The 21,248-nt window shown below is 70.8% G+C and carries 18 protein-coding genes; 7 read left to right on the top strand and 11 right to left on the bottom strand.

Features of this window, described 5'->3' with window-relative positions; genetic code table 11:
- Position 1: 1 nt before the first annotated feature.
- Together DEJ08_RS08700 and dut are read right to left on the bottom strand one after the other, a co-directional pair.
- On the bottom strand, positions 2–724 hold the full coding sequence (locus DEJ08_RS08700) for a DUF3710 domain-containing protein (protein WP_027465470.1): 723 nt from the start codon (positions 722–724) through the stop codon (positions 2–4).
- Positions 721–1,212 carry a dUTP diphosphatase gene (gene dut / locus DEJ08_RS08695; protein WP_071403948.1) on the bottom strand — a complete coding sequence of 164 codons (492 nt, stop codon included), beginning with the start codon at positions 1,210–1,212 and terminating at the stop codon, positions 721–723. The genes DEJ08_RS08700 and dut overlap by 4 nt, the downstream gene beginning before the upstream one ends.
- Positions 1,213–1,275: 63 nt before the next feature.
- Between dut and DEJ08_RS08690 the strand changes: the two genes are divergently transcribed.
- Positions 1,276–1,707: a DUF3093 domain-containing protein gene (locus DEJ08_RS08690; protein ID WP_111054588.1), complete on the top strand. Its 432-nt coding sequence runs from the start codon at positions 1,276–1,278 to the stop codon at positions 1,705–1,707.
- Positions 1,708–1,835: 128 nt separating this feature from the next.
- Here the strand turns inward: DEJ08_RS08690 and DEJ08_RS08685 are convergent, their stop codons facing one another.
- Entirely contained in the window at positions 1,836–2,135 is a 300-nt protein-coding gene (locus DEJ08_RS08685) for a DUF4193 domain-containing protein (protein WP_017886098.1), read from the bottom strand.
- 298 nt (positions 2,136–2,433) lie between these two features.
- Here DEJ08_RS08685 and sepH point away from each other — a divergent pair, with 298 nt between their 5' ends.
- The gene (gene sepH / locus DEJ08_RS08680; RefSeq protein ID WP_163343679.1) at positions 2,434–3,462 is read left to right on the top strand and encodes a septation protein SepH; all 1,029 of its coding nucleotides are present in this window, start codon (positions 2,434–2,436) and stop codon (positions 3,460–3,462) included.
- Between the two features lie 34 nt (positions 3,463–3,496).
- Here sepH and DEJ08_RS08675 read toward each other — a convergent pair whose 3' ends face one another.
- Entirely contained in the window at positions 3,497–4,663 is a 1,167-nt protein-coding gene (locus DEJ08_RS08675) for an alkaline phosphatase family protein (RefSeq protein ID WP_181438994.1), read from the bottom strand.
- A 43-nt stretch (positions 4,664–4,706) separates the two neighbouring features.
- Between DEJ08_RS08675 and DEJ08_RS08670 the strand changes: the two genes are divergently transcribed.
- Positions 4,707–7,193, top strand: coding sequence for a DNA gyrase/topoisomerase IV subunit A (locus tag DEJ08_RS08670; protein WP_110863934.1), 2,487 nt, complete (start codon positions 4,707–4,709; stop codon positions 7,191–7,193).
- Between the two features lie 244 nt (positions 7,194–7,437).
- On the opposite strand, the gene DEJ08_RS08665 is transcribed toward DEJ08_RS08670, so the two are convergent.
- The gene (locus DEJ08_RS08665) at positions 7,438–9,564 is read right to left on the bottom strand and encodes a DNA gyrase/topoisomerase IV subunit B (RefSeq protein WP_111054589.1); all 2,127 of its coding nucleotides are present in this window, start codon (positions 9,562–9,564) and stop codon (positions 7,438–7,440) included.
- A gap of 167 nt (positions 9,565–9,731) precedes the next feature.
- On the opposite strand from DEJ08_RS08665, the gene DEJ08_RS08660 reads away from it, so the two are divergent.
- A complete protein-coding gene (locus DEJ08_RS08660; protein ID WP_017886093.1) occupies positions 9,732–9,956 on the top strand; it encodes a DUF7455 domain-containing protein in 225 nt (74 codons plus the stop codon).
- A 71-nt stretch (positions 9,957–10,027) separates the two neighbouring features.
- Here DEJ08_RS08660 and DEJ08_RS08655 read toward each other — a convergent pair whose 3' ends face one another.
- From DEJ08_RS08655 to DEJ08_RS08630, 6 genes are all read right to left on the bottom strand, one after another.
- A complete protein-coding gene (locus DEJ08_RS08655; protein ID WP_111046153.1) occupies positions 10,028–10,486 on the bottom strand; it encodes a peptidoglycan-binding domain-containing protein in 459 nt (152 codons plus the stop codon).
- 128 nt (positions 10,487–10,614) lie between these two features.
- A complete protein-coding gene (locus tag DEJ08_RS08650; RefSeq protein ID WP_111054590.1) occupies positions 10,615–11,388 on the bottom strand; it encodes a type 1 glutamine amidotransferase in 774 nt (257 codons plus the stop codon).
- Complete coding sequence (locus tag DEJ08_RS08645) at positions 11,385–12,644, bottom strand: MurT ligase domain-containing protein (protein WP_017886091.1); 1,260 nt, start codon at positions 12,642–12,644, stop codon at positions 11,385–11,387. The genes DEJ08_RS08650 and DEJ08_RS08645 overlap by 4 nt, the downstream gene beginning before the upstream one ends.
- Before the next feature lie 6 nt (positions 12,645–12,650).
- On the bottom strand, positions 12,651–13,910 hold the full coding sequence (locus DEJ08_RS08640) for an RNA polymerase sigma factor (RefSeq protein WP_027465462.1): 1,260 nt from the start codon (positions 13,908–13,910) through the stop codon (positions 12,651–12,653).
- 193 nt (positions 13,911–14,103) lie between these two features.
- Entirely contained in the window at positions 14,104–15,423 is a 1,320-nt protein-coding gene (locus DEJ08_RS08635; RefSeq protein ID WP_071403956.1) for an MFS transporter, read from the bottom strand.
- Between the two features lie 157 nt (positions 15,424–15,580).
- A complete protein-coding gene (locus DEJ08_RS08630) occupies positions 15,581–16,510 on the bottom strand; it encodes a proteasome assembly chaperone family protein (RefSeq protein WP_027465460.1) in 930 nt (309 codons plus the stop codon).
- 76 nt (positions 16,511–16,586) lie between these two features.
- Here DEJ08_RS08630 and DEJ08_RS08625 point away from each other — a divergent pair, with 76 nt between their 5' ends.
- From DEJ08_RS08625 to sucB, 3 genes are all read left to right on the top strand, one after another.
- Positions 16,587–18,077, top strand: a complete 1,491-nt coding sequence (locus DEJ08_RS08625) for a leucyl aminopeptidase (RefSeq protein ID WP_111046156.1) — start codon at positions 16,587–16,589, stop codon at positions 18,075–18,077.
- A gap of 156 nt (positions 18,078–18,233) precedes the next feature.
- The gene (lpdA, locus tag DEJ08_RS08620) at positions 18,234–19,607 is read left to right on the top strand and encodes a dihydrolipoyl dehydrogenase (RefSeq protein WP_111046157.1); all 1,374 of its coding nucleotides are present in this window, start codon (positions 18,234–18,236) and stop codon (positions 19,605–19,607) included.
- A gap of 70 nt (positions 19,608–19,677) precedes the next feature.
- A complete protein-coding gene (sucB, locus tag DEJ08_RS08615; RefSeq protein ID WP_111054591.1) occupies positions 19,678–21,180 on the top strand; it encodes a 2-oxoglutarate dehydrogenase, E2 component, dihydrolipoamide succinyltransferase in 1,503 nt (500 codons plus the stop codon).
- The last annotated feature ends 68 nt before the right edge of the window (positions 21,181–21,248 follow it).

The raw sequence follows: 21,248 nt of genomic DNA, 5'->3' as shown, positions 1-21,248 counted from the left end.
GTCAGATCGCGGTCTGCGTCGACTTGGGCATGTGCAGCGGGATGAGGTCGCGCGGCGGCATCGGCGTCGTGCCGCGCACGACGACGACGCTGCGGAACAGCTCCTCGATCTCGCTCGCGTCGTCGGGCTGCTCGGCGGCCTTGCCGGCGATCACGCCGCGCAGGAACCAGCGCGGGCCGTCGACGCCGACGAACCGGGCCGGGCGGGAGCCGGCGGTGCCGCCGTCGCCGTCCACGGCGACCGGGACGGACGCGCGCAGCTCGGGGCCGAACGGACCGTCGACCTCGGTCACGACACCGCCCTGGCGCTCGATCTGCTCGGCGATCTGGGCGCGGATCTCGTGCCACAGGCCGGTGGACCGGGGTGCTGCGAACGGCTGGACCTGCAGCGTGGACTCGTCGTAGTCGAGCCCGACCGCGACGACGCGCTGCGAGCCCTCCTCGACCTCGAGGCGCAGGTGCAGGCCCTCGCGCGGGAGCACCTTCACCCCGCCAAGGTCGACGTAGGGGCGGACCAGGTTCGCCTCGGTCTCGTCGTGGGGGCCGTTCTCGGCCCGGTCCTCCGGAGCGGACTTGTCCGTCGGGGCGACCGCGTCGACCTCGTCGAGGTCCGCGTCGGCATCCGTCGCGATGTCGACCTCGGGGGACGTGTCCGCGACCTCGATGTCGTCGGCGACGGCGTCCGCCACCTCGACCTCGTCCCGCTTGCGTCGGCCGAACTTCATGCGCGCGTTCCTTCCTGAGCGTCTGCGGCGGCACCGGTCACGGCGTCGCTCCGGTCACCGTAGCCCGACGAGCCGAACCCGCCCTGTCCGCGGACACTGTCCGGCAGGTCGTCGACCCGGGTGTAGGTCACCTGCGGCACCGGCATCACGATCAACTGGGCGATGCGGTCGCCGACGTGCACCTCGTACGGTTCCGTCTGGTCGGTGTTGAGCAGGGCGACCTTGATCTCCCCGCGGTAGCCGGAGTCGACGGTGCCGGGGCTGTTCACGATCGTGATGCCGTGCTTCGCCGCCAGGCCGCTCCGCGGGACCACGAACGCGGCGTAGCCCTCGGGCAGCGCGATGCGCAGCCCCGTGGCGGCCAGGTGTCGCTCCCCCGGCTGCAGCACGAAGGCCTCGGTGGAGACGAGATCGGCACCCGCGTCGCCGGGGTGGGCGTGGCCGGGAGCGTGCTCCCCGGTCCAGAGGACGTCGACTGGTTCGGTCACGTGACGAGGGTAGTGCAGCCGTGACCGTTCCGTGACCTCGCTCGCTCGTGATCGAATGGAACCGTGACCCTGTACCGCGAACGACTCTGGGCCCCGCCCGCCCTCTACCTGGCGACGGCGCTCGTCATCCCCGCCACCCTGCTCGTCTTCCTCCCCATCAGCGTCCTGGCCGGCGTCCTCGTGGCGATCGGGATGGAGCTCGGGGTCCTGGTCCTCCTGTGGGCACTCGCACCCACCATCGAGGTCACCGACACCGAGTTCCGCGCGGGCAAGGCACACCTCCCCCGCGCGCTCGTCGGCACGACCGAGGCGTTCGAGGGCGCAGCGGCCACCGAGCAGCGCGGGCCGGCACTCGACGCCCGCGCCTGGACCCTGTTCCGCGGCTACGTGCGCGGGGTCGTCAAGGTCGAGGTGCGCGACGACGCGGACCCGACGCCCTACTGGCTGGTCAGCGTCCGGCACCCGGGCAAGGTCGTCGAGGCGCTGCGGTCCTGACGGACCACGGCCCACGGCCTGGAGGCGCGGCTCGGCCCCGCCTCGCAGCGCACGACGAAGGCCCCGCATCCCTGGAGGATGCGGGGCCTTCGCTGATCGTTGCGTCGAGAGCGACGCGGCTGTGCTCGCTAGAGCGAAGCGCACTCCGCGCAGACCGGTCCGAGCTTCGACTCGTGGTCGAGCTGGGAGCGGTGCTTCACGAGGAAGCACTCGACGCAGGTGAACTCATCGACCTGCGGGGGCAGCACCACGACGTCGAGGTCGACGTCGCTGAGGTCCTGCCCGGCGAGTTCGAAGCTGCCGGGGTTGTCGGAATCATCGTCGACGACCCCCGACATCTTGTCGGGAACGCGCTCCTTGAGGGCCTCGATCGACTCTGAGTCAGAGTTGTCGTCGGTCTTCCGGGGGGCGTCGTAATCGGTGGCCATGCCCATCCATTTCTCGTATCGAGAGGTCGTCGCCGGGTGATCGGCGGCGACAGTTTGCACCACGCCCCGCCAGAGCGCAAACCGAGTGCTGCGGCGGGTCGTGCTGGCTGTGCAACCCATGACCGGAACCGGACATTCCCGACACCCGTTGCCGGAGCGTCGCGCGCCCGGGATCGGCCGTGCGGATGTCCGCGGCACGCCCGTGCGCCTCCCCGGAAACCGCCCGTCGTCCCTGCATACTCACGGGGTACGACAGCAGGACCGTACGCGACGCTGGGAAGGCGGAACCATGCAAGACGTGAGAGTCATCGGAGTCGAGTCCGGCGCACTCCTCCTGGCGACCGACGGCGGCACCGAGTTCCGGTTGCCCGTCACGTCGTCGCTGGCAGGCCAGGTGCGCCAGGCGAACCCCGACGCCGGTCCGCAGAAGCGGGTCTCCCCCAAGGACGTCCAGGCGCGCATCCGTGGTGGCGCCGACGCCGCCGACGTGGCCGCCGCGCTCGACGTCGACGTCGAGTACGTCCGCCGCTTCGAGGGCCCGGTCCTCGCCGAGCGGGCCTTCATCCTCGACGCCTCACACCGCGTGCCGGTCACCCCGGTCGACGACGAGGCCCCCGACACCTTCGGCCCCGCGATCACCGCGAAGCTCGAGGCCGGCGAGGCCACCGCGATCACCTGGGGCTCCTGGAAGCACCCGGAGAGCGGCTGGCAGGTCCGCGTCCGCTACACCGCCGGCGAGGTCGAGCACGACGCCCAGTGGCACTTCGACCCCAAGACCTCGACCCTCGTGCCGGACAACGGTGATGCGCACCGGCTGTCGCACACCGACGACGAGGGCATCGCCCCGCGCCTGCGTGCGGTCGAGTTCGAGCAGCAGGACGACGACGGCACCCGCTTCGACTCGGGCGCCTTCCGCGTCGACGAGCCGGAGCAGCCGGCCGCCGAGCCCGAGCCGTCCCAGCACGCGCCGCTCCGTGCACCGCTGCCCCGCATCGGCCAGGCCGCCGTGGAAGAGCGCGCTCCCGGCAACGAGACCGCCGACCTGCTCGAGGCGCTCCGCCGTCGCCGCGGTGAGCGCGAAGCAGCGTCCTTCGGCGAGCAGCGCGACGAGTCCGCCCGCGGCACGTCCATCAGCGTCGTCGACATCCCGCTGCAGGGCTTCGAGGACGGCGGCGCGCACGACACCGCACCGCAGTCGACCGATGCCCGTCCGGCATCGGCGCCGGAGCCCGAGAGCCGTGGCGAACGCAAGAAGCGCAACCGCCGCTCGATGCCGAGCTGGGACGAGATCGTCTTCGGCACCCGTCCGGACGACGACCCCGCCTGATCGGCATGCTCACCGACCGTCGGCGCTGACACCCCTAGTGGGCGAACGCGCCGGCGAGCCGGAGCGGCACGATCGTCTCCTCGTCGGTCATCGCCCCGTGCTGGCCGATCATGCGCTTCGGCGTCTCGTCCTCGCGCAGGGCACGGTCGTCGTTGAACGCCCACGAGCCGCGCGCCACGACGAGCACGTCGCCGATGCGCGGCACCACCTGGTCGGACACCTGCCCGAACCACCCGGCCTCGATCGCCTCGGCACGGCTGGCGACGGAGGCCCTCTTGCCGTAGCGGGCCCGGAACGCGCCGACCAGGGCGCGGACGTCGGTACCGGGTGCGACGGTGAGCTGACGGCAGCGCGGGTCACCCGCGACGCCGACGACGTCGGTGAGCAGCAGCGGGTCGATGGCGATGTTCGCGTGGTCCGGCACGTCGAGCACACCGTGGTCCGCCGTCACCAGGACCCCCACGTCGTCCGCGGTCCGGGCATCGAGGCGGGCGAGTTCCCCGTCGAGCAGCTCGAGGGCGGCCGTCCACCGGTCGGACTGCCAGCCGTACTTGTGCCCGATCGAGTCGAGCTCCGGAACGTACAGGTAGACGAGCGAGCGGCCGGTGGCGGTCTCGGCCAGTGCGGCGTCGACACGCTGCGGGATGGTGTCCGCCGACACGTACCGGGCGCCGCCGAGCACGTTCGCGGTCATCCCGGACGAGCGGTACCGGTCCGGCCCGACGACGACGGGGTCGAGCCCGAGCTCCGTGGCCCGGGTGAACAGGGTCTGCGTCAGGAACCAGTCGGCGGGCACCTCGGTGTCCCAGCCGCCGAGCAGGTTCATCACGGCACCGGTGTCCGGGTTCCAGCCGCTGTACCCGACGACGCCGTGGGTGCCGGGCGAGCGGCCCGTGGTCAGGGTGCTCAGCGCCGCCGCGGTCGTCGTCGGGAACCCGCTCCGGAGCTTCTTCGCGGTGCCGGTGCCCTTCGCGCCGGTCAACCAGCGGGCGTGCCCCGCGCGCGCCGCCAGCGCGGCGGAACCGAGGCCGTCGACCAGCACGACGATCGCCGAGCGGGCGGGGCGGAGGGTGATCCGGGCCTCCAGGCCGTCGTTCCGCAACCACGCGTCGTCCGCAGCGCCGAGCGCCACGAGGCAACTCGGGAAGACGTCGGCGAGGTTCGCGACGGCGTCGGGGGCCGTCGGTACGCTTGTTCCCATCCCACGAGTCTCCCAGACGACTCCGGTTCTCCAGAAAGGTGCCATGGCACGCACGGACGTAGTCGGCCTGCCCGACGGTGAGCGCATCGAGGACGTCGACGTCTCCGAGGAGATGCAGGGCTCCTTCCTCGAGTACGCGTACTCCGTCATCTACTCGCGGGCGCTGCCCGACGCCCGCGACGGCCTGAAGCCGGTGCAGCGTCGCATCCTGTACCAGATGGCCGAGATGGGGCTGCGGCCCGACCGCGGACACGTCAAGAGCGCTCGCGTCACGGGCGAGGTGATGGGCAAGCTGCACCCGCACGGCGACGGCGCGATCTACGACGCGCTGGTCCGCATGGCCCAGCCGTTCACGATGCGCGTGCCGCTCGTCGACGGCCACGGCAACTTCGGCTCGCTCGACGACGGCCCCGCTGCCGCCCGGTACACCGAGGCGCGGCTCGCCGAACCGTCGATGGCGATGACCGAGGGCCTGGGCGAGGACGTCGTCGACTTCGTCCCGAACTACGACAACCAGATCATGCAGCCGGGCGTGCTGCCGGCGGCGTTCCCGAACCTGCTGGTCAACGGCGCCTCCGGCATCGCGGTCGGCATGGCCACCAACATGGCGCCGCACAACCTCGGCGAAGTCGTCGAGGCCGCGAAGCACCTGCTCATGAACCCGCAGGCCAGCCTCGAAGAGCTCATGGAGTTCGTCCCCGGCCCCGACCTGCCGTCCGGCGGCACGATCGTCGGACTCTCCGGGGTCCGCGACGCCTACGCCACCGGCCGTGGATCGTTCCGCACCCGCGCCAAGGTGAGCGTCGAGAACCTCACCCCGCGCAAGGTCGGGCTCGTCGTCACCGAGCTGCCCTACCTGGTCGGCCCCGAACGCGTCATCGAGAAGATCAAGGACGGCGTCCAGTCCAAGAAGCTCGTCGGCATCTCGGACGTCAACGACCTGACCGACCGCAACCACGGGCTCCGGCTCGTCATCGGCATCAAGAGCGGCTTCAACCCCACCGCCGTGCTCGAGCAGCTCTACAAGCACACCCCGCTCGAGGACGGCTTCGGCATCAACAACGTCGCGCTGGTCGGCGGGTCGCCGCGGACCCTCGGGCTCCGCGAGCTGCTCGACGTCTACGTGCAGCACCGGCTCGACGTCGTCACCCGGCGGTCGCAGTACCGGCTGGCACGACGCAAGGAACGGCTGCACCTGGTCGAGGGCCTGCTCATCGCGATCCTCGACATCGACGAGGTCATCCAGGTCATCCGCACCTCCGACGACTCCGAGGCGGCGCGCAACCGCCTGCGCGACGTCTTCGACCTGTCCGAGGTGCAGGCCGAGTACATCCTCGAGCTGCGCCTGCGCCGCCTGACGAAGTTCTCGCGGATGGAGCTCGAAGCCGAGCGTGACCAGCTGCTCGCCGACATCGCCGCCCTCGAAGAACTCCTGGCGTCCGACGAACGGCTCCGCGCGCAGGTCGCCCTCGAGCTCACCGAGGTGTCCGACAAGTTCGCGACCCCGCGGCGCACGCTGCTCACCGAGGCCGACGCCCCGGTGAAGGGCGGTCGGAAGGCCGCGGTCGACCCGGAGTCGCTGCAGATCGCCGACTCCCCCTGCCGCGTGCTGCTCTCCACCACCGGGCGGCTCATCCGCGTCGACATCCCGACGTCGGAGCTCGGCATCGTCCGCGTGCCGAAGCGCTCGAAGCACGACGCCGTCCGCTCCGCCGTGGTGAGCACGGTGCGGGGGCAGATCGGCGCGATCACCTCGACCGGGCGGGTCCTCCGGCTCTCCCCCGTCGACGTCCCCGCCGTACCGCCAGCCGCGGTCCGGCTCGACGCCGGCGTCCGGGTCACCGACTTCCTGGCGCTCACCAAGGGCGAGACCGTCGTGGCGATCGTCGACCTGTCCGGCGCGTCGTCGGACTCGCTGGCGATCGGCACCGCACACGGCGTGGTGAAGCGCGTCGTGGCGGGTGCATGGCCCGACAAGCCCGAGTTCGTCGCCATCGGCCTGAAGCCCGGCGACCACGTGGTCGGCGCTGCCCAGGCCCCGGAGTCCGACGACCTCGTGTTCATCAGCTCGAACGCGCAGCTACTGCGGTTCCCGGCGTCCGTCGTCCGGGCGCAGGGGCTGCCCGCGGGTGGCGTGGCCGGCATGGCCCTCGCCGACGGCGCCTCGGTGATCTGGTTCGGCTCGGTCGCACGCTCCGACGACGCCGTGGTCGCCACGGTGTCCACCACCTCGACCGCACTGCCCGGCACCGACGCTGGCCGCGCCAAGGTCTCCGCCCTGTCGGAGTTCCCGGCGAAGGGCCGCGCCACCCAGGGTGTCCGGGCGCACGCGTTCCTGAAGGGCGAGGACGGGCTCACCGTGGGCTGGGCGGGCATCGCTCCCCCGCACGCGGTCGGCACGGACGGCGCGGCGCGGACCCTGCCGGACTGGCTGTCGAAGCGTGACGGGTCCGGTGCGCCGCTCGAGGCCGTCATCGGCTCGATCGGTGGCAGCGCTGCGACACTCGACGGCACCGCCGGCGAGGCGTAGGCGCGCGCTGGCGTCCGCCGCGTTTCGCGCCTGACGACACCTCACGCCCTGCGGACCCCGTGAGGTGTCGCCCAGCGCGTGAGAACGCAGGGCGCACCGGCCTGGAGGCGCGGGGCGGCCCCGCCACGGGCCTCCCGTCCGCCATCGCGGAAGCGACAGAACCCCGCCGACGTTCGGCGGGGTTCTGTCGCTCTTGCGCCATGGACCGCGGGCGTCGGCCGAGCGGTGTCGCTTTCGCGACGCGCTACGCGTCGATGCGGTCGCGGTCCAGGCCCTCGCCGGCCAGGATGAACTCCTTGCGCGGCGCGACGTCGTTGCCCATGAGCAGCTCGAAGACCTTCGCGGCGCCCTCGGCATGGGTCACGTTCACCCGGCGCAGGGTGCGGTGCGCGCGGTCCATCGTGGTCTCCGCCAGCTGGTCGGCGTCCATCTCGCCGAGGCCCTTGTACCGCTGGATCGGCTCCTGGTACTTCTTGCCCGTCTTCTCGAGCTTCTTCAGCACCGTCCGCAGCTCCTGTTCGGAGTACGTGTAGAGCGTGTCGTTCGGCTTGCCGCGGTTCACCACGACGACCCGGTGCAGCGGCGGCACGGCGGCGAAGACCCGGCCCTGTTCGATCATCGGCCGCATGTACCGGAAGAACAGCGTCAGCAGCAGCGTGCGGATGTGGGCGCCGTCGACGTCGGCGTCCGACATGATGATGATCTTGCCGTAGCGGGCCTGGTCGATGTCGAACGTGCGGCCCGAACCGGCGCCGATGACCTGGATGATCGACGCGCACTCGACGTTCGAGAGCATGTCCGACACGGACGCCTTCTGCACGTTCAGGATCTTGCCGCGGATCGGCAGCAGCGCCTGGTACTCGCTGTTGCGGGCGAGCTTCGCGGTGCCCAGCGCCGAGTCACCCTCGACGATGAAGAGCTCCGTGCCCTCGGTCTCCTGCGAGCGGCAGTCGGCGAGCTTCGTCGGAAGCGACGAGTTCTCGAGCGCGTTCTTGCGGCGCTGCGTCTCCTTGTGTGCCCGCGCCGAGATGCGGGTCTTCATCTCGGACACGACCTTCTCGAGCAGGGCGGCCGACTGTGCCTTCTCGGTGCGCTGCGTCGAGGTGAGGATCTCGGTGATGCGCTTCGACACGACCTGGTCGACGATCTTGCGGACCGCCGGGGTGCCGAGGATCTCCTTCGTCTGCCCCTCGAACTGCGGCTCGGGCAACCGCACGGTCAGCACGGCGGTCATGCCGGCGAGGACGTCGTCCTTGTCGAGCTTGTCCTGCCCGACCTTGAGCTTGCGGGCGTTCGCCTCGACCTGGGCACGGACGGCCTTGACGACGCCCGACTCGAACCCGGCCTGGTGGGTGCCGCCCTTCGGCGTCGCGATGATGTTGACGAAGCTGCGGAACACGGTCTCGTAGCCACTGCCCCAGCGGAGCGCCAGGTCGACCTCGCACTCGCGCTCGACCGAGGTGGAGACCATGTGGCCCTTGTCGTCGAGCATCGGCACGGTCTCGGTGAAGGTACCGGTCCCCTGCACGCGCCAGACGTCGGTGAGGGGGCTGTCGACGGCGAGGTGCTCGACGAACTCACCGATGCCGCCCTCGTACCGGAAGCGCTCCACCACCGGCCCGGCGGCCACGGTGGTGCCCGTCGCCTCGGCCCGGGCGGCAGCGGCGTCGATGGACGCCGCGCGCTCGTCGGTGATGGTGATGCCGAGCCCGGGCACGAGGAACGCGGTCTGGCGTGCCCGCGTGACCAGGTCGTCGGTGCTGAACCGGGCGTCGGCGGTGAAGATCTGGCGGTCCGCCCAGTACCGGATCCGGGAGCCGGTGACGCCCTTCTTGACCTTGCCCACCACACGCAGTTCGCTGCCCGAGGTGAAGGGCGCGAACGGGGCGTCCGGCCCGATGCCCTTGCTGTCGTCGAAGATGCCCGGCTCGCCGCGGTGGAACGACATGGCGTAGGTCTTGCCGCCCCGGTCGACCTCGACGTCGAGGCGCTCCGACAGCGCGTTCACGACCGAGGCGCCGACACCGTGCAGGCCGCCCGAGGCCGCGTAGGACCCCGAGCCGAACTTGCCGCCGGCGTGCAGCTTGGTGAACACGACCTCGACCCCGGTCAGGCCCGTCCTCGGTTCGACGTCGACGGGGATGCCCCGGGCGGTGTCCCGGACCTCGACCGAGCCGTCGGCGTGCAGCACGACACCGATCTCGTCACCGTGTCCCGCGAGGGCTTCGTCGACCGAGTTGTCGATGATCTCCCACAGGCAGTGCATGAGGCCCCGGGAGTCCGTCGAGCCGATGTACATGCCCGGCCGCTTCCGGACCGCCTCGAGCCCTTCGAGGACGGAGAGATGGCGTGCGGAGTAGTCGGAGCTCACCGTCGGAGTTTACCGAGCGGCACCGACAGCACCGTGTGGACACTCGCACTGGGGCCAAGCGATCCGCGCTGAGCGAAACAGGCCCCGACAATGCGTCGCTCTCAGGCATCACGTGTTGAAATGGTGCAACCACCCGGCACCACCTGCGATCCGTGAGGAGCACAGCAATGACCCAGACCGTGCAGGACCCCTCCATCGACGAAGTCAGCAACCACCAGCTGACCGCCGCCGACCGTTGCGACAGCTGCGGGGCGCAGGCCTACATCCGAGCCACCATGTCGAGCGGCGAGCTCTACTTCTGCGCCCACCACGGCGCCGAGTTCAAGGACAAGCTCGCGGCGACCGCCATCGAGTGGCACGACGAGAGCAGCCGACTCTACGAGTCGAAGTAGTCGCGACCGACACAAAGACAGGAGGCGCGGTGCCAGCTGGCACCGCGCCTCCTGTCTGTCTGCAGCCCGGTTCAGAACTCGCGGTTCAGCGACCAGGCCACCCCGCGGTAGCTGTTCGGCCCCCAGATGCCGTCGATCGGCCCGCTGTACCTGCCGTGGGCGGCCGCCCATCGCTGCAGTGCCCGGATGATCTCGGGGCTCTGCCAGTTGTGGAGGTCGCCTGCACGGAAGTACCCGCCCTTCGCGAGCTGCTCGGAGACACCCGTCCAGGAGTTCGGACCCATGATCCCGTCGATCGGTCCCTTGTAGCCGTAGTACCCCGCCATGCTGCCGAGGCACTGCAGCCGCTTGTAGAAGATCGGCCCCGGGACGCCGTCCGACTCGGTCGTGGTCGTCGGCACCGAACTGCAGGCCGAACTGATGCGGGGCGTCGCGGCCTCAGCCGGAGCTGTCTGGACGACGGCAGCGGCAGTGGTGATCGCCACGACGAGTGCGCCGACCAGGGCGAGGACGGATTTGTTGGTGAGCATGAAGCCTCCTTTGTCGGCTTCCAACATTTCACATCTCGCACACGAGCGGACCGACTTGGCAATTGTTGCCACTCATCAGAGACGACGAAGGCCGGGCCCCCTCGGGACCCGGCCTTCGTCTTCGTGCGTCAGGCGATGCGCTTGAACGCCTTGTCGACGTAACGGTCGACCGTGGCGCGCGCTTCACGTGCGTAGCGGTCGATGGTCGCCGTCTGCTCCGCGTCCGGCGCGTACTCGCGGCCCAGCCGTGCGGTGGCCGCGGCGAGGACACCGTCGGTCAGCTGCGGGTTGAGCGGCAGGACCGGACCCTGGGTGTGCGTGCCGAAGGAGTTCCCGACGATCGCGCCCTCGACCGGGGAGCCGGCCTGGTTGCCGCCGCCGGAGACGACGTCGGCGAAGGGGGTGACCCCGGCTGCGAGCTCGATGCGGGTGGCGTGGTCCTCGAAGCCGGCGAGACGCTTCGGTGCTCCGGGGAGCAGCGGGTACCGGGTCTCGAGGACGAAGTAGTTCACGCGGCGCTCAGCACCGCGGACGGCACGGGCGTCGAACACGCCGAAGCCAGCGACCGGCGCACCCTCGGTCGGCACGACCTCGTTCGTCGCGAGGTCGAACCCACCGCCGACGGCGAGCACCGGCACACCATCGGTCGCGAACGCGCGGAGCGCGCCACCGATGCGTGTGACGTCATCGCCCAGGGAACGCATCGCGCTGAGCGGACCGTTGCCGATGACGACGACGTCCGCCGTGGTCGGCAGGTCGTCACCGGGCGCGTACTCGAGGACCTGGGTCTCGATGTCCGCGGCGGCCGCACGGCGGACCAGCGCCGCGACGTTGCCACGGTCGCCCGAGACGCCCATCTGCCGGGGGTAGACGTGCAGGATCGTCAGCCGATCGGCCGTCATGCGGTCTTCTCCATGTCCGGGTGGCCGAGGGCCTTGCGGGCGATCATCATGATCTCGTAGTTGACGATGAAGTTCTTCGTCCCACGGGTCGTCGAGCCGAGCTGCTCCATGTGCTTGATGGCCGCTTCGACGTCGGGCTCGACCCGGCCGATGCGGACACCGGCGTGCTCGAGCGCGATCGCGATCTGCCACGCCTTGTCTCCGGAGACGACGTCCACGTGGTCGAGCTTCGAGAAGTCGATGTCGTAGATCCAGGAGATGTCGGGCGTGCCCTCGTCGATCGCCATGAGGACCTGCTCGGGCTGGTCCGGCAGGGCGTCGAGGTTGAGCTGCAGGCTCGCGGCGTTCTTGAACATCGTGAACTCGGCGGACTCGCCCGCGATGGGCAGTCGCTCGCCGCGGCCGTACGCGGGCTTCATCGTGCCGAAGGCCTTGGTCACGGCATCGGCGCGGAACTGCGCGCCGAGGGCCGCACTCGCCGTCGCGGTGGCTGCAGCGGCGTCGACCGCGTAGTGCAGGCCGCGGGCGGGCAGCCGGACCGGGATCTCGGCGCCGTCGAAGCGGATCGTCGCGCCGTCGCCCGTGTGGGCCACGACCTCGGCGTCGGCGGTGTGCTGGGCACGGTCACCGGCGTCGAACGAGTCGGCGTTCTGCAGGCCGTTCGGCGCTGCGGCGATGACCTCGTCGCTCGCACCGAACCGCAGGACACGCTGCCCGGGGGTACCGGAGTAGCCGTCGAGGAACTGGTCGTCGTGGTTCGTGATGACGTTCGCCGTCGACAGTGCGGCGGTGTCGAGCATCATCGTCGCCACGCGCTCGGTCTCGAAGAACCGGTACAGCTGGTCGACCTGCACGTTGAGCATCGTCACCGTCGAGGGCGACAGGATCCCGGCGAGCTCGACCGCGAAGGCCTCGTCGACCTCGAGGATTCCGATGTCCGCCTTCAGGCGACCGGTCAGCGAGACCTCGGACAGCAGGGCCGACGCGATGCCCTGCGGCAGGTTCGCGCCGGACGGGTTCGTGAAGACCCGCAGCCCGTGGGCCCGCACGATGTCCGAGATCATGTGCGTGGTCGTCGACTTGCCGTTCGAGCCGAGCACGAAGACGACGCCGTTCGGGAACTGCTTCGTCACGTGCTGCAGGAAGTCCGGCACGAGCTTCAGGACGATGAACCCCGGGTAGGCGGACCCGCCGCCCCGCGCACGAGCGAGGGCACGGAGGATCCGCCCGATCAGGATCGGGATGAAGAAGCGCATGCCGGCTTACTCGAGGTAGTCGCGCAGCGACTGCGACCGCGACGGGTGGCGGAGCTTCGCCATCGTCTTGGACTCGATCTGACGGATGCGCTCGCGCGTCACGCCGAACGTGTCACCGATCTGGTCGAGCGTCTTCGGCTGGCCGTCACCGAGGCCGAAGCGCATGCGGATGACGCCCGCCTCGCGCTCGGACAGGGAGTCGAGCAGGCTCTCGAGCTGCTTCTGCAGCATCGTGAAGCCCACCGCGTCGGCCGGCACGACCGCCTCGGTGTCCTCGATGAGGTCACCGAACTCCGAGTCGCCGTCCTCGCCCAGGGGCGTGTGCAGCGAGATCGGCTCACGGCCGTACTTCTGGACCTCGACGACCTTCTCCGGGGTCATGTCGAGCTCGCGGGCGAGCTCTTCCGGAGTGGGTTCGCGACCGAGGTCCTGCAGCATCTGCCGCTGGACTCGTGCGAGCTTGTTGATGACCTCGACCATGTGCACCGGGATGCGGATGGTGCGGGCCTGGTCGGCCATGGCGCGGGTGATGGCCTGACGGATCCACCACGTCGCGTAGGTCGAGAACTTGAAGCCCTTGGTGTAGTCGAACTTCTCGACCGCACGGATCAGGCCCAGGTTGCCCTCCTGGATGAGGTCCAGGAACTGCATGCCACGACCGGTGTAGCGCTTCGCGAGCGAGACGACCAGGCGGAGGTTCGCACCGAGCAGGTGCGACTTCGCACGCTGACCGTCACGGGCGACCCAGCGCAGTTCACGCTCGGCGGGCTTCGAGAGCCCCGTCGCGTGCTGCAGCTTGTCCTCGGCGAACAGGCCGGCCTCGATGCGCATCGCGAGCTCGACCTCCTGCTCGGCGTTGAGCAGGGCGACCTTGCCGATCTGCTTGAGGTAGTCCTTCACCGGGTCGGCGGTGGCACCCGTGATGGTCGTCGAGTAGACCGGCGCCTCGTCGTCGTCGGTCTGCGAGATGACGAGCGCACCGGCGGCGACCGCGGCAGCGGCGTCCGGCTTGGCCGTCTTGTCGTCGGTGTCGTCGGCCTCGTCGGTCGGCTCCTCGACGGGCTCGTCGGAGGCGATCGCCTCGTCGACGGCGTCGGTCTTCTTCGCCTTGGGCGCCGCCTTCTTGGCGGGCGCCTTCTTGGCGGGGGCCTTCGTGGCGCGCTTCTTCGGCGCTGCGGTGCCCTCGGTGTCCGTGGCGTCCTCTGCCACAGCGCCCTCGGGCTCGGTGTCCTTCGTGGGATCGATCGTCGTGCTCCGGGCAGCCATGCGATCACCTCTCTCGTCGTGCCACGTTCGTGGGGTCGTGGCCTCCCTCGCCGCCCAGGTCCCGCGCCGCAGTCCCCCGCGTCGTACGAGTCCTACCGTTCCGGGCAGCACTAGGACCCATGTCAAGTCCCCCGAGTTCACCGGCGCACCGAAGTGCTCCGACAGACAGGGGTCCCGAACGGGTCCGTGATCATTATTGCACGTGCCGCTTCCGCAGGCGTGCAACGAGTGCAACCCAGAGTGGCCCGACGCGTATTCCCTCTTCCGAGTGCAGCACCCGGCGGGTCCGACGGCGGGCATGCAGGAGCATCCCGACGCCGAAACCGACCACGACGTACTGCACGGTGAGGGCGATCCGGAAGTTCTCCCAGGCGAACACCTCGGTGCCCGAAGCCCGCGCAGCGACGTCGAGGACGACGCCGATCAGGTACATCATCACGAAGGCCGCCAGGAAGCCGCCGACGTTCACGACGCCGTTCGCCGAACCGAGCGATCCGACCGGGTTGAAGGTCCGGGCGAAGTCGAAGCCGATCAGGGAACCGGGCCCACCGATCCCCATCGCGACGACGAGCAGCACGAGCAACCACGTCGGCGGGTGCCCGGGCCAGAGCAGGATCGCCGTCCAGAGCACCGCGAGCAGGACGACCACGCCGAGCACCAGGTTCGACCGGCGCATCGGGAACCGCGCACAGAGCACGCCGAGCACCGGACCGGCGACGAACCCGACGACCACGATGATCGTGAGGAACCCGGCAGCCTCACCCGGGGAGTACCCGAGCCCTCGGAGCATCGGCACGCCCCACAGCAGCGAGAACACCGTGCCCGACGACTGCGTGACGTAGTGCGACCAGAACCCGAGCTGTGTGCCCGGGCGCCGGAGCGCATGCCCGAAGGTGCTGAAGGCGGCACCCCACGAGTGCGGCAGCGGGATGGTGTCCGTCCGCACCGGCACGGGACCGTTCCTCACGAAGACCGCGGCGAGCACCAGGCCGACCGCGCTGGCCGCGGCCGCCACACCGAACGCCGGGGTCCAGCCCACCGTGTGCAGGAGCACGGCGAACGGGAACGCCGAAAGGATCTGGCCGATCTGCCCGAGGTTGCCCGTCCACTGCGAGATCTGCGGCAGGATCCGGCCGCTGAACCACATCGGCACCAGGCGGATCACCGAGATGAAGGTCATGGCGTCACCGGCACCGACGAGCACCCGCCCCGCGATGGCCGGCCCGATCGACGGGGACACGGCGACGATCGCCTGTCCGACGACCAGCAGCGCGGCGCCGAGGAGCACCAGCCGGCGCGGGCCCACGCGGTCGAGCGCGATCCCCACCGGGATCTGCAGCCCCGCGTAGACGGCGATCTGCACCACGGCGAGGGTGGACAGGACCGCGGCGGAGACGGCGAACCGGTCCTGCGCGTCGACGCCGGACACCCCGAGCGAGGACCGCTGCACCACGGCGAGGACGTACGCGAGGACCGCGACGCCCCAGATCAGGAAGGCACGACGGGAGTTCACCGGACCAGGCTACCGACGCGTCCCCACGTCGATGCGCGACGAGCGTCGTCGACGCGCGTCACGTCGTGCGGGCGACCAGAGGACGGCCTGGAGGCGCGGTGCGGGGCCGCCACGGGCCTCCAGGCCGCCCTGTGGGGACGTCCGGATCCCGCGACGGTCAGTCGGTCGCGTCGCCCTGGGTGCGCCGGTCGGCGAGGAAGCGCTCGAGCTCGGCCGCGATCGCGTCGGCGGTCGGCACCTCGCCGTCGACGCCGGTGAGCGGCGACGCGACGGGGTTGCCCTCCATGTACGTGTCGTGCCGCTCCTCGAGCACGGAGACCAGGCGCTGCAGCTCGGGGTTGCCGGCCACCTGCTCCTCGACGCGGGTGAGGAACTCGCGACCCGACTCGCGCAGGGCGTCCGTCGGGAAGATGAGCCCGGTCGCGGCGGCGATGCCGGACAGCGCCGCGACGGCGGCGTCGGGGAACTCGGTGTCGGACAGGTAGTGCGGCACGAGCAGCACGAGCCCGGTGACCTGCGCGCCGGTCTCGGCGAGGCGGTGCTCGACCAGGTGCAGGACGTTCGCCGGCGCCTGGGTCTCGGGCTTCCAGACGCTCATCTGCTCGACGAGGTCGGCCCGGGTGCCGGAGACGGTCAGGCTGATCGGACGGGTGTGCGGGACCGGCATCGGGATGGACTGCACCCACGTGGTGTCGGCCACCTGCAGGTCGGCGGCGAGCCCGGTGACGGCGCGGACGAAGCGGTTCCACTGGAAGTCCGGCTCGTAGCCCGACAGGAACAGGAACGGCTGGCCGATCTCGTCGCGCACCAGGTGCAGGGCCAGACGGGGCGGCTCGACGGCGCTGATGTGGTCGTGCTCGAAGGTGATGACCGGGCGACGGGCCCGCCAGTCGAGCAGCACGTCCGGGTCGAACTCGGCGACGAGCTCGGTGTCGAGGTCCTCGAGGATCGAGTTCGTCACCTGCGCCACGGCCGATCCGGCATCGGCGAAACCGGTCAGCCCGGCGATCAGGTGCAACCCTGCTGGCACGGTCGGGGCGTCCGCGTCGAACGTGTAGAGCTCCTCGGGGTGGTTCACCGTCCCCATGCTAGGCGGGGCCTCCGACGTCCCCGGTGCGCGACGACCACGCCGACAGCGAACAGGCCGTCGGTAGGGTTGGAGCATGGTCCGACCGACGCTCTCCACCACCAGTTCACCCCCCGAGACCACCACCGCCGACGTGCTCGTCGTCGGGGTCCGCCCGGGCTCGTCCGGCGAGGCCGACAGCCCCGCCGTGCTCGCCCCCACCGCCCTCGGCACGCTCGACGCCCTCGCCGGCCTCGACCTCGCCGCGATCGGGGTCACCGGCGCGAAGGACCAGCTCGTCCGCCTGCCCGCCACCGGCGTCGGTGCGAAGTCGGTCGCGCTGATCGGCCTCGGCTCCGCCACGGGCGCCGCGGCGATCCGCGCTGCGGCCGGCAGCGCCGTGCGACAGCTCCCCCGCGTCGACTCGATCACGCTCGCCCTGCCCACCGACTCCGCCGAGCTCGTCGACGCCGCCCTCGAGGGCGCGGCGCTCGGCGCCTACGCCTTCACCCGGCACAAGGGCACCGGCACCAAGGCCCCGGCCCGCGGTGACCAGCGCATCGAGGTCGTCGCCCCCACCGACGTCGCAGCCGACGCCGCCGTGCGCCCCGCGATCGTCGCCGACGCCGCGTCGCTCGTGCGCGACCTCGTGAACACCGCCGCGGGCGACCTCGGGCCGCAGGACGTCGCCGACGTCGCGACCGGGTTCGCCTCGGACCTGCCGCTCACCGTCGAGGTCCTCGACGAGCAGGCGCTCGAGGAGCAGGGCTTCGGCGGCATCCTCGGTGTCGGCCGCGGTTCGGCGCGTCCCCCGCGCCTGGTCGTCGTCCGGTACGCGCCGGAGTCCGCCACGAAGCACCTCGCCCTCGTGGGCAAGGGCATCACCTTCGACTCGGGCGGCCTCTCGCTCAAGCCCGCGGCGTCGATGCTCGGCATGAAGACCGACATGACCGGTGCCGCCACGGTGCTCGCCGCGACCGTCGCCGCCGCCCGCCTGGGGCTGAACGTGCGCGTGACCGCGTGGCTCGCCCTCGCCGAGAACATGCCCTCCGGCACCGCGACCCGCCCGGGCGACGTCCTGACGCTGAAGAACGGCACCACGGTCGAGGTCACGAACACCGACGCCGAGGGCCGCCTGGTGCTCGGCGACGGGATGGCCGCCGCGTCGCTCGAGCAGCCCGACGCGCTCGTCGACGTCGCCACGCTGACCGGCGCCCAGGTCGTCGCGCTCGGCGACCGCACCACCGGCCTGATGGGCAGCGACGACCTCGTCGCGAAGGTCCGCGCCGTCGCCGAGGGCGTCTCGGAGCCGATCTGGCCGATGCCGCTGCCCGAGGAGCTCGAGGCCCGGCTGTCCAGCGACGTCGCCGACATCGTCAACGCCACGGTCGGCAACCCGGCCGGTGGCATGCTGCTCGCGGGCAAGTTCCTCGAGCGCTTCGCCGGCGAGGGTGTCCCCTGGGCGCACCTCGACATCGCGGGTCCGTCGGAGAACAAGGGCGGCGGGTACGCCTGGTTGGGCAAGGGTGCGACGGGCGTGATGGTCCGGACGCTCATCGCTCTCGCAGAAGACCTCCAGTCCGAGTAGTAGGTTTGGTACCGGTGGGAACGGCGCACCGACGCGCCTCCCACCGGTACTGCACGGGACGGGACCGGAACCACGCGGTCCGACCGTCGGACGCCGCCCTCCGCGGTGTCCACGTAGGGCCCGATCGGCCCGACACGCACGAGGGAGTTGCACCAGGTGACGGAACAGACTTACGACGTCGTTGTCCTCGGTGGCGGGAGTGGTGGGTACGCCGCTGCGCTCCGGGCCGCCGAACTCGGCATGAGCGTCGCGCTCATCGAGGGCGACAAGCTCGGAGGGACGTGCCTGCACCGCGGCTGCATCCCGACGAAGGCACTGCTGCACGCGGCCGAGGTCGCCGACGCGACGCGCGACGCCGACAAGTACGGCGTGGTCGCGGAGTTCGCCGGTGTCGACGTGCCCAAGGTCATCGACTACCAGCAGGGCATCATCAACTCCAAGTACAAGGGCCTGCAGGGTCTGATCAAGGCCCGCGGCATCACCGTGGTCGAGGGCTGGGGTCGTCTGACCTCGCAGAACACCGTGCAGGTCGGCGACCAGACCGTCACCGGCAAGAACATCGTGCTCGCGACCGGCTCCTACTCGAAGTCCCTGCCCGGGCTCGAGATCGGCGGCCGCGTGATCACCAGCGAGACCGCGCTCCGCATGGACTACGTCCCGAACAAGGTCGTCATCCTGGGCGGCGGCGTCATCGGCGTCGAGTTCGCCAGCGTCTGGAAGTCCTTCGGGGCCGAGGTCACCATCGTCGAGGGCCTGCCGCACCTGGTCCCCGCCGAGGACGAGTCGATGTCGAAGCAGCTCGAGCGTGCGTTCCGCAAGCGCGGCATCGAGTTCTCGCTCGGTGTCCGGTTCCAGGGCGTCGAGCAGCACGAGAACGGCGTCGTCGTCACGCTGGAGGACGGCAAGACCTTCGACGGTGACGTCCTGCTCGTCGCCGTCGGCCGTGGCCCGGTCACGCAGAACGTCGGCTACGACGAGGTCGGCGTGGCGATGGACCGCGGGTTCGTCACCACGAACGAGCGTCTCGCCACGAACATCCCGAACGTCTACGCCGTCGGCGACATCGTCCCCGGTCTGCAGCTCGCGCACCGCGGCTTCCAGCAGGGCATCTTCGTCGCCGAGGAGATCGCCGGTCTCAACCCGGTGGTCATCGAGGACAAGAACATCCCGAAGATCACCTACTCCGACCCCGAGGTCGCGTCGGTCGGGCTCTCGCAGGCCAAGGCCGAGGAGCAGTACGGCGCCGACAAGGTCGACTCGTACGAGTACAACCTGGCCGGCAACGGCAAGAGCCACATCATCGGGACCTCCGGCTCCGTCAAGGTCGTGCGCGTCGTGGACGGCCCCGTCGTCGGCGTCAGCATGATCGGTGCCCGCGTCGGCGAGCTCATCGGCGAAGCCCAGCTCGCCGTGAACTGGGAGGCCTACCCGGAGGACATCGCTCCCCTGGTGCACGGTCACCCGACCCAGAACGAAGCCCTCGGCGAGGCGTTCCTGCACCTCGCGGGCAAGCCGCTGCACGCGCTGTGACCGGCACCGGCCGCACTGTGACAATGACATCAACAACCACTGCAATCCCCCGCGAAGAGGAGTCCACCCGATGAGCGAATCCGTCAACCTCCCGGCGCTCGGCGAGAGCGTCACCGAGGGCACGGTGACCCGATGGCTGAAGAACGTCGGTGACCGGGTCGAGGTCGACGAGCCGCTGCTCGAGGTCTCGACCGACAAGGTCGACACCGAGATCCCGTCGCCGATCGCCGGCGTCGTCGAGGAGATCCTCGTTCCCGAGGACGAGACCGTCGAGGTCGGCACCGCCCTCGTGAAGATCGGTGACGGCTCCGGCTCGTCCGACGGCGGTTCGGACTCGTCCGACTCCGGCGCCGACGACGCGAACGCCGCCGCTGCCGACGCCGAGGAGCCCGAGGCCGCTCCGAGCACGGAGCAGGAGGCCGAGACCCCCGCGCCCGAGCCCACCGAGCCCGAGCCGGCCCCCGCCGGACAGACGCAGCCCGCCGCCCCGCAGGCACCGTCCGCCCCGCCCGCGGCAGCGCCGGTCCCGGCCGCCGCACCGGTCCCGCCGCCCGCAGCCGCTCCGCCGGCAGCCGTGCCGGCCCAGGCCGCTCCGGCTCCGGCGTCCGCGCCGAGCACCACGGCCGCCGCGGCGGTGCCGAACCCCACGCAGGACGGCGCAGCCTCGGGCTACGTCACCCCGCTGGTGCGCAAGCTCGCCAACGAGCAGGGTGTGGACCTGTCCACGGTCACCGGCTCCGGTGTCGGGGGGCGCATCCGCAAGGAGGACGTCCTCGCCGCCGCCGCGAAGGTCCCGGCCGCCTCGGCAGCAGCAGCACCAGCCGCCGCGTCCGGCCCGTTCGTCGCCGAGGTCTCGCCGCTGCGCGGGACCCGCGAGAAGATGACCCGCCTGCGCAAGGTGGTCGCCGAGCGTGCCGTGCAGTCGATGACCTCGACCGCACAGCTCACGAGCGTCGTGGAGGTCGACGTCACGAAGGTGGCGCAGTTCCGCGACGCCCACAAGGCGGAGTTCCTCGAGAAGACCGGCTCGAAGCTCTCCTTCATGCCGTTCTTCGCCCTCGCGGCGTCCGAGGCGCTGAAGGCCCACCCGAAGATCAACTCCACGGTCGAGGGCGACGAGATCGTCTACCCGGAGTCCGAGAACGTCTCCATCGCGGTCGACACCGAGCGCGGCCTGCTGACCCCGGTCATCAAGGACGCGGCCTCGCTGGACCTGGCGCAGTTCTCGAAGTCCATCGCGGACCTCGCCGAGCGCACCCGGAACAACCAGCTCAAGCCCGACGAGCTGGCCGGCGGCACGTTCACGCTGACCAACACCGGTTCGCGTGGCGCGCTGTTCGACACCCCCGTGGTGTTCCTGCCGCAGTCGGCGATCCTCGGCACCGGCATCGTCACGAAGCGTCCGGCGGTCGTGAAGGTCGACGGCCAGGAGGCCATCGCCATCCGCTCGTTCGTCTACCTGGCGCTGTCGTACGACCACCGGATCATCGACGGTGCGGATGCCTCGCGGTACCTCGTCGCGGTGAAGAACCGTCTCGAAGAGGGCAACTTCGCTCCGAACCTCGGGTACTGATCCCAGCAGCACGGCCGACGGCCCCGGTTCCCCTCGTGGGAGCCGGGGCCGTTCCCGTTCCCGTTCCC

This window comes from Curtobacterium sp. MCLR17_054, assembly GCF_003234335.2.
Taxonomy (GTDB): Bacteria; Actinomycetota; Actinomycetes; order Actinomycetales; family Microbacteriaceae; genus Curtobacterium; species Curtobacterium flaccumfaciens.
The sequence above is the reverse complement of the archived record's forward strand: the minus strand, read 5'-3'. Positions and strand labels throughout refer to the sequence as shown.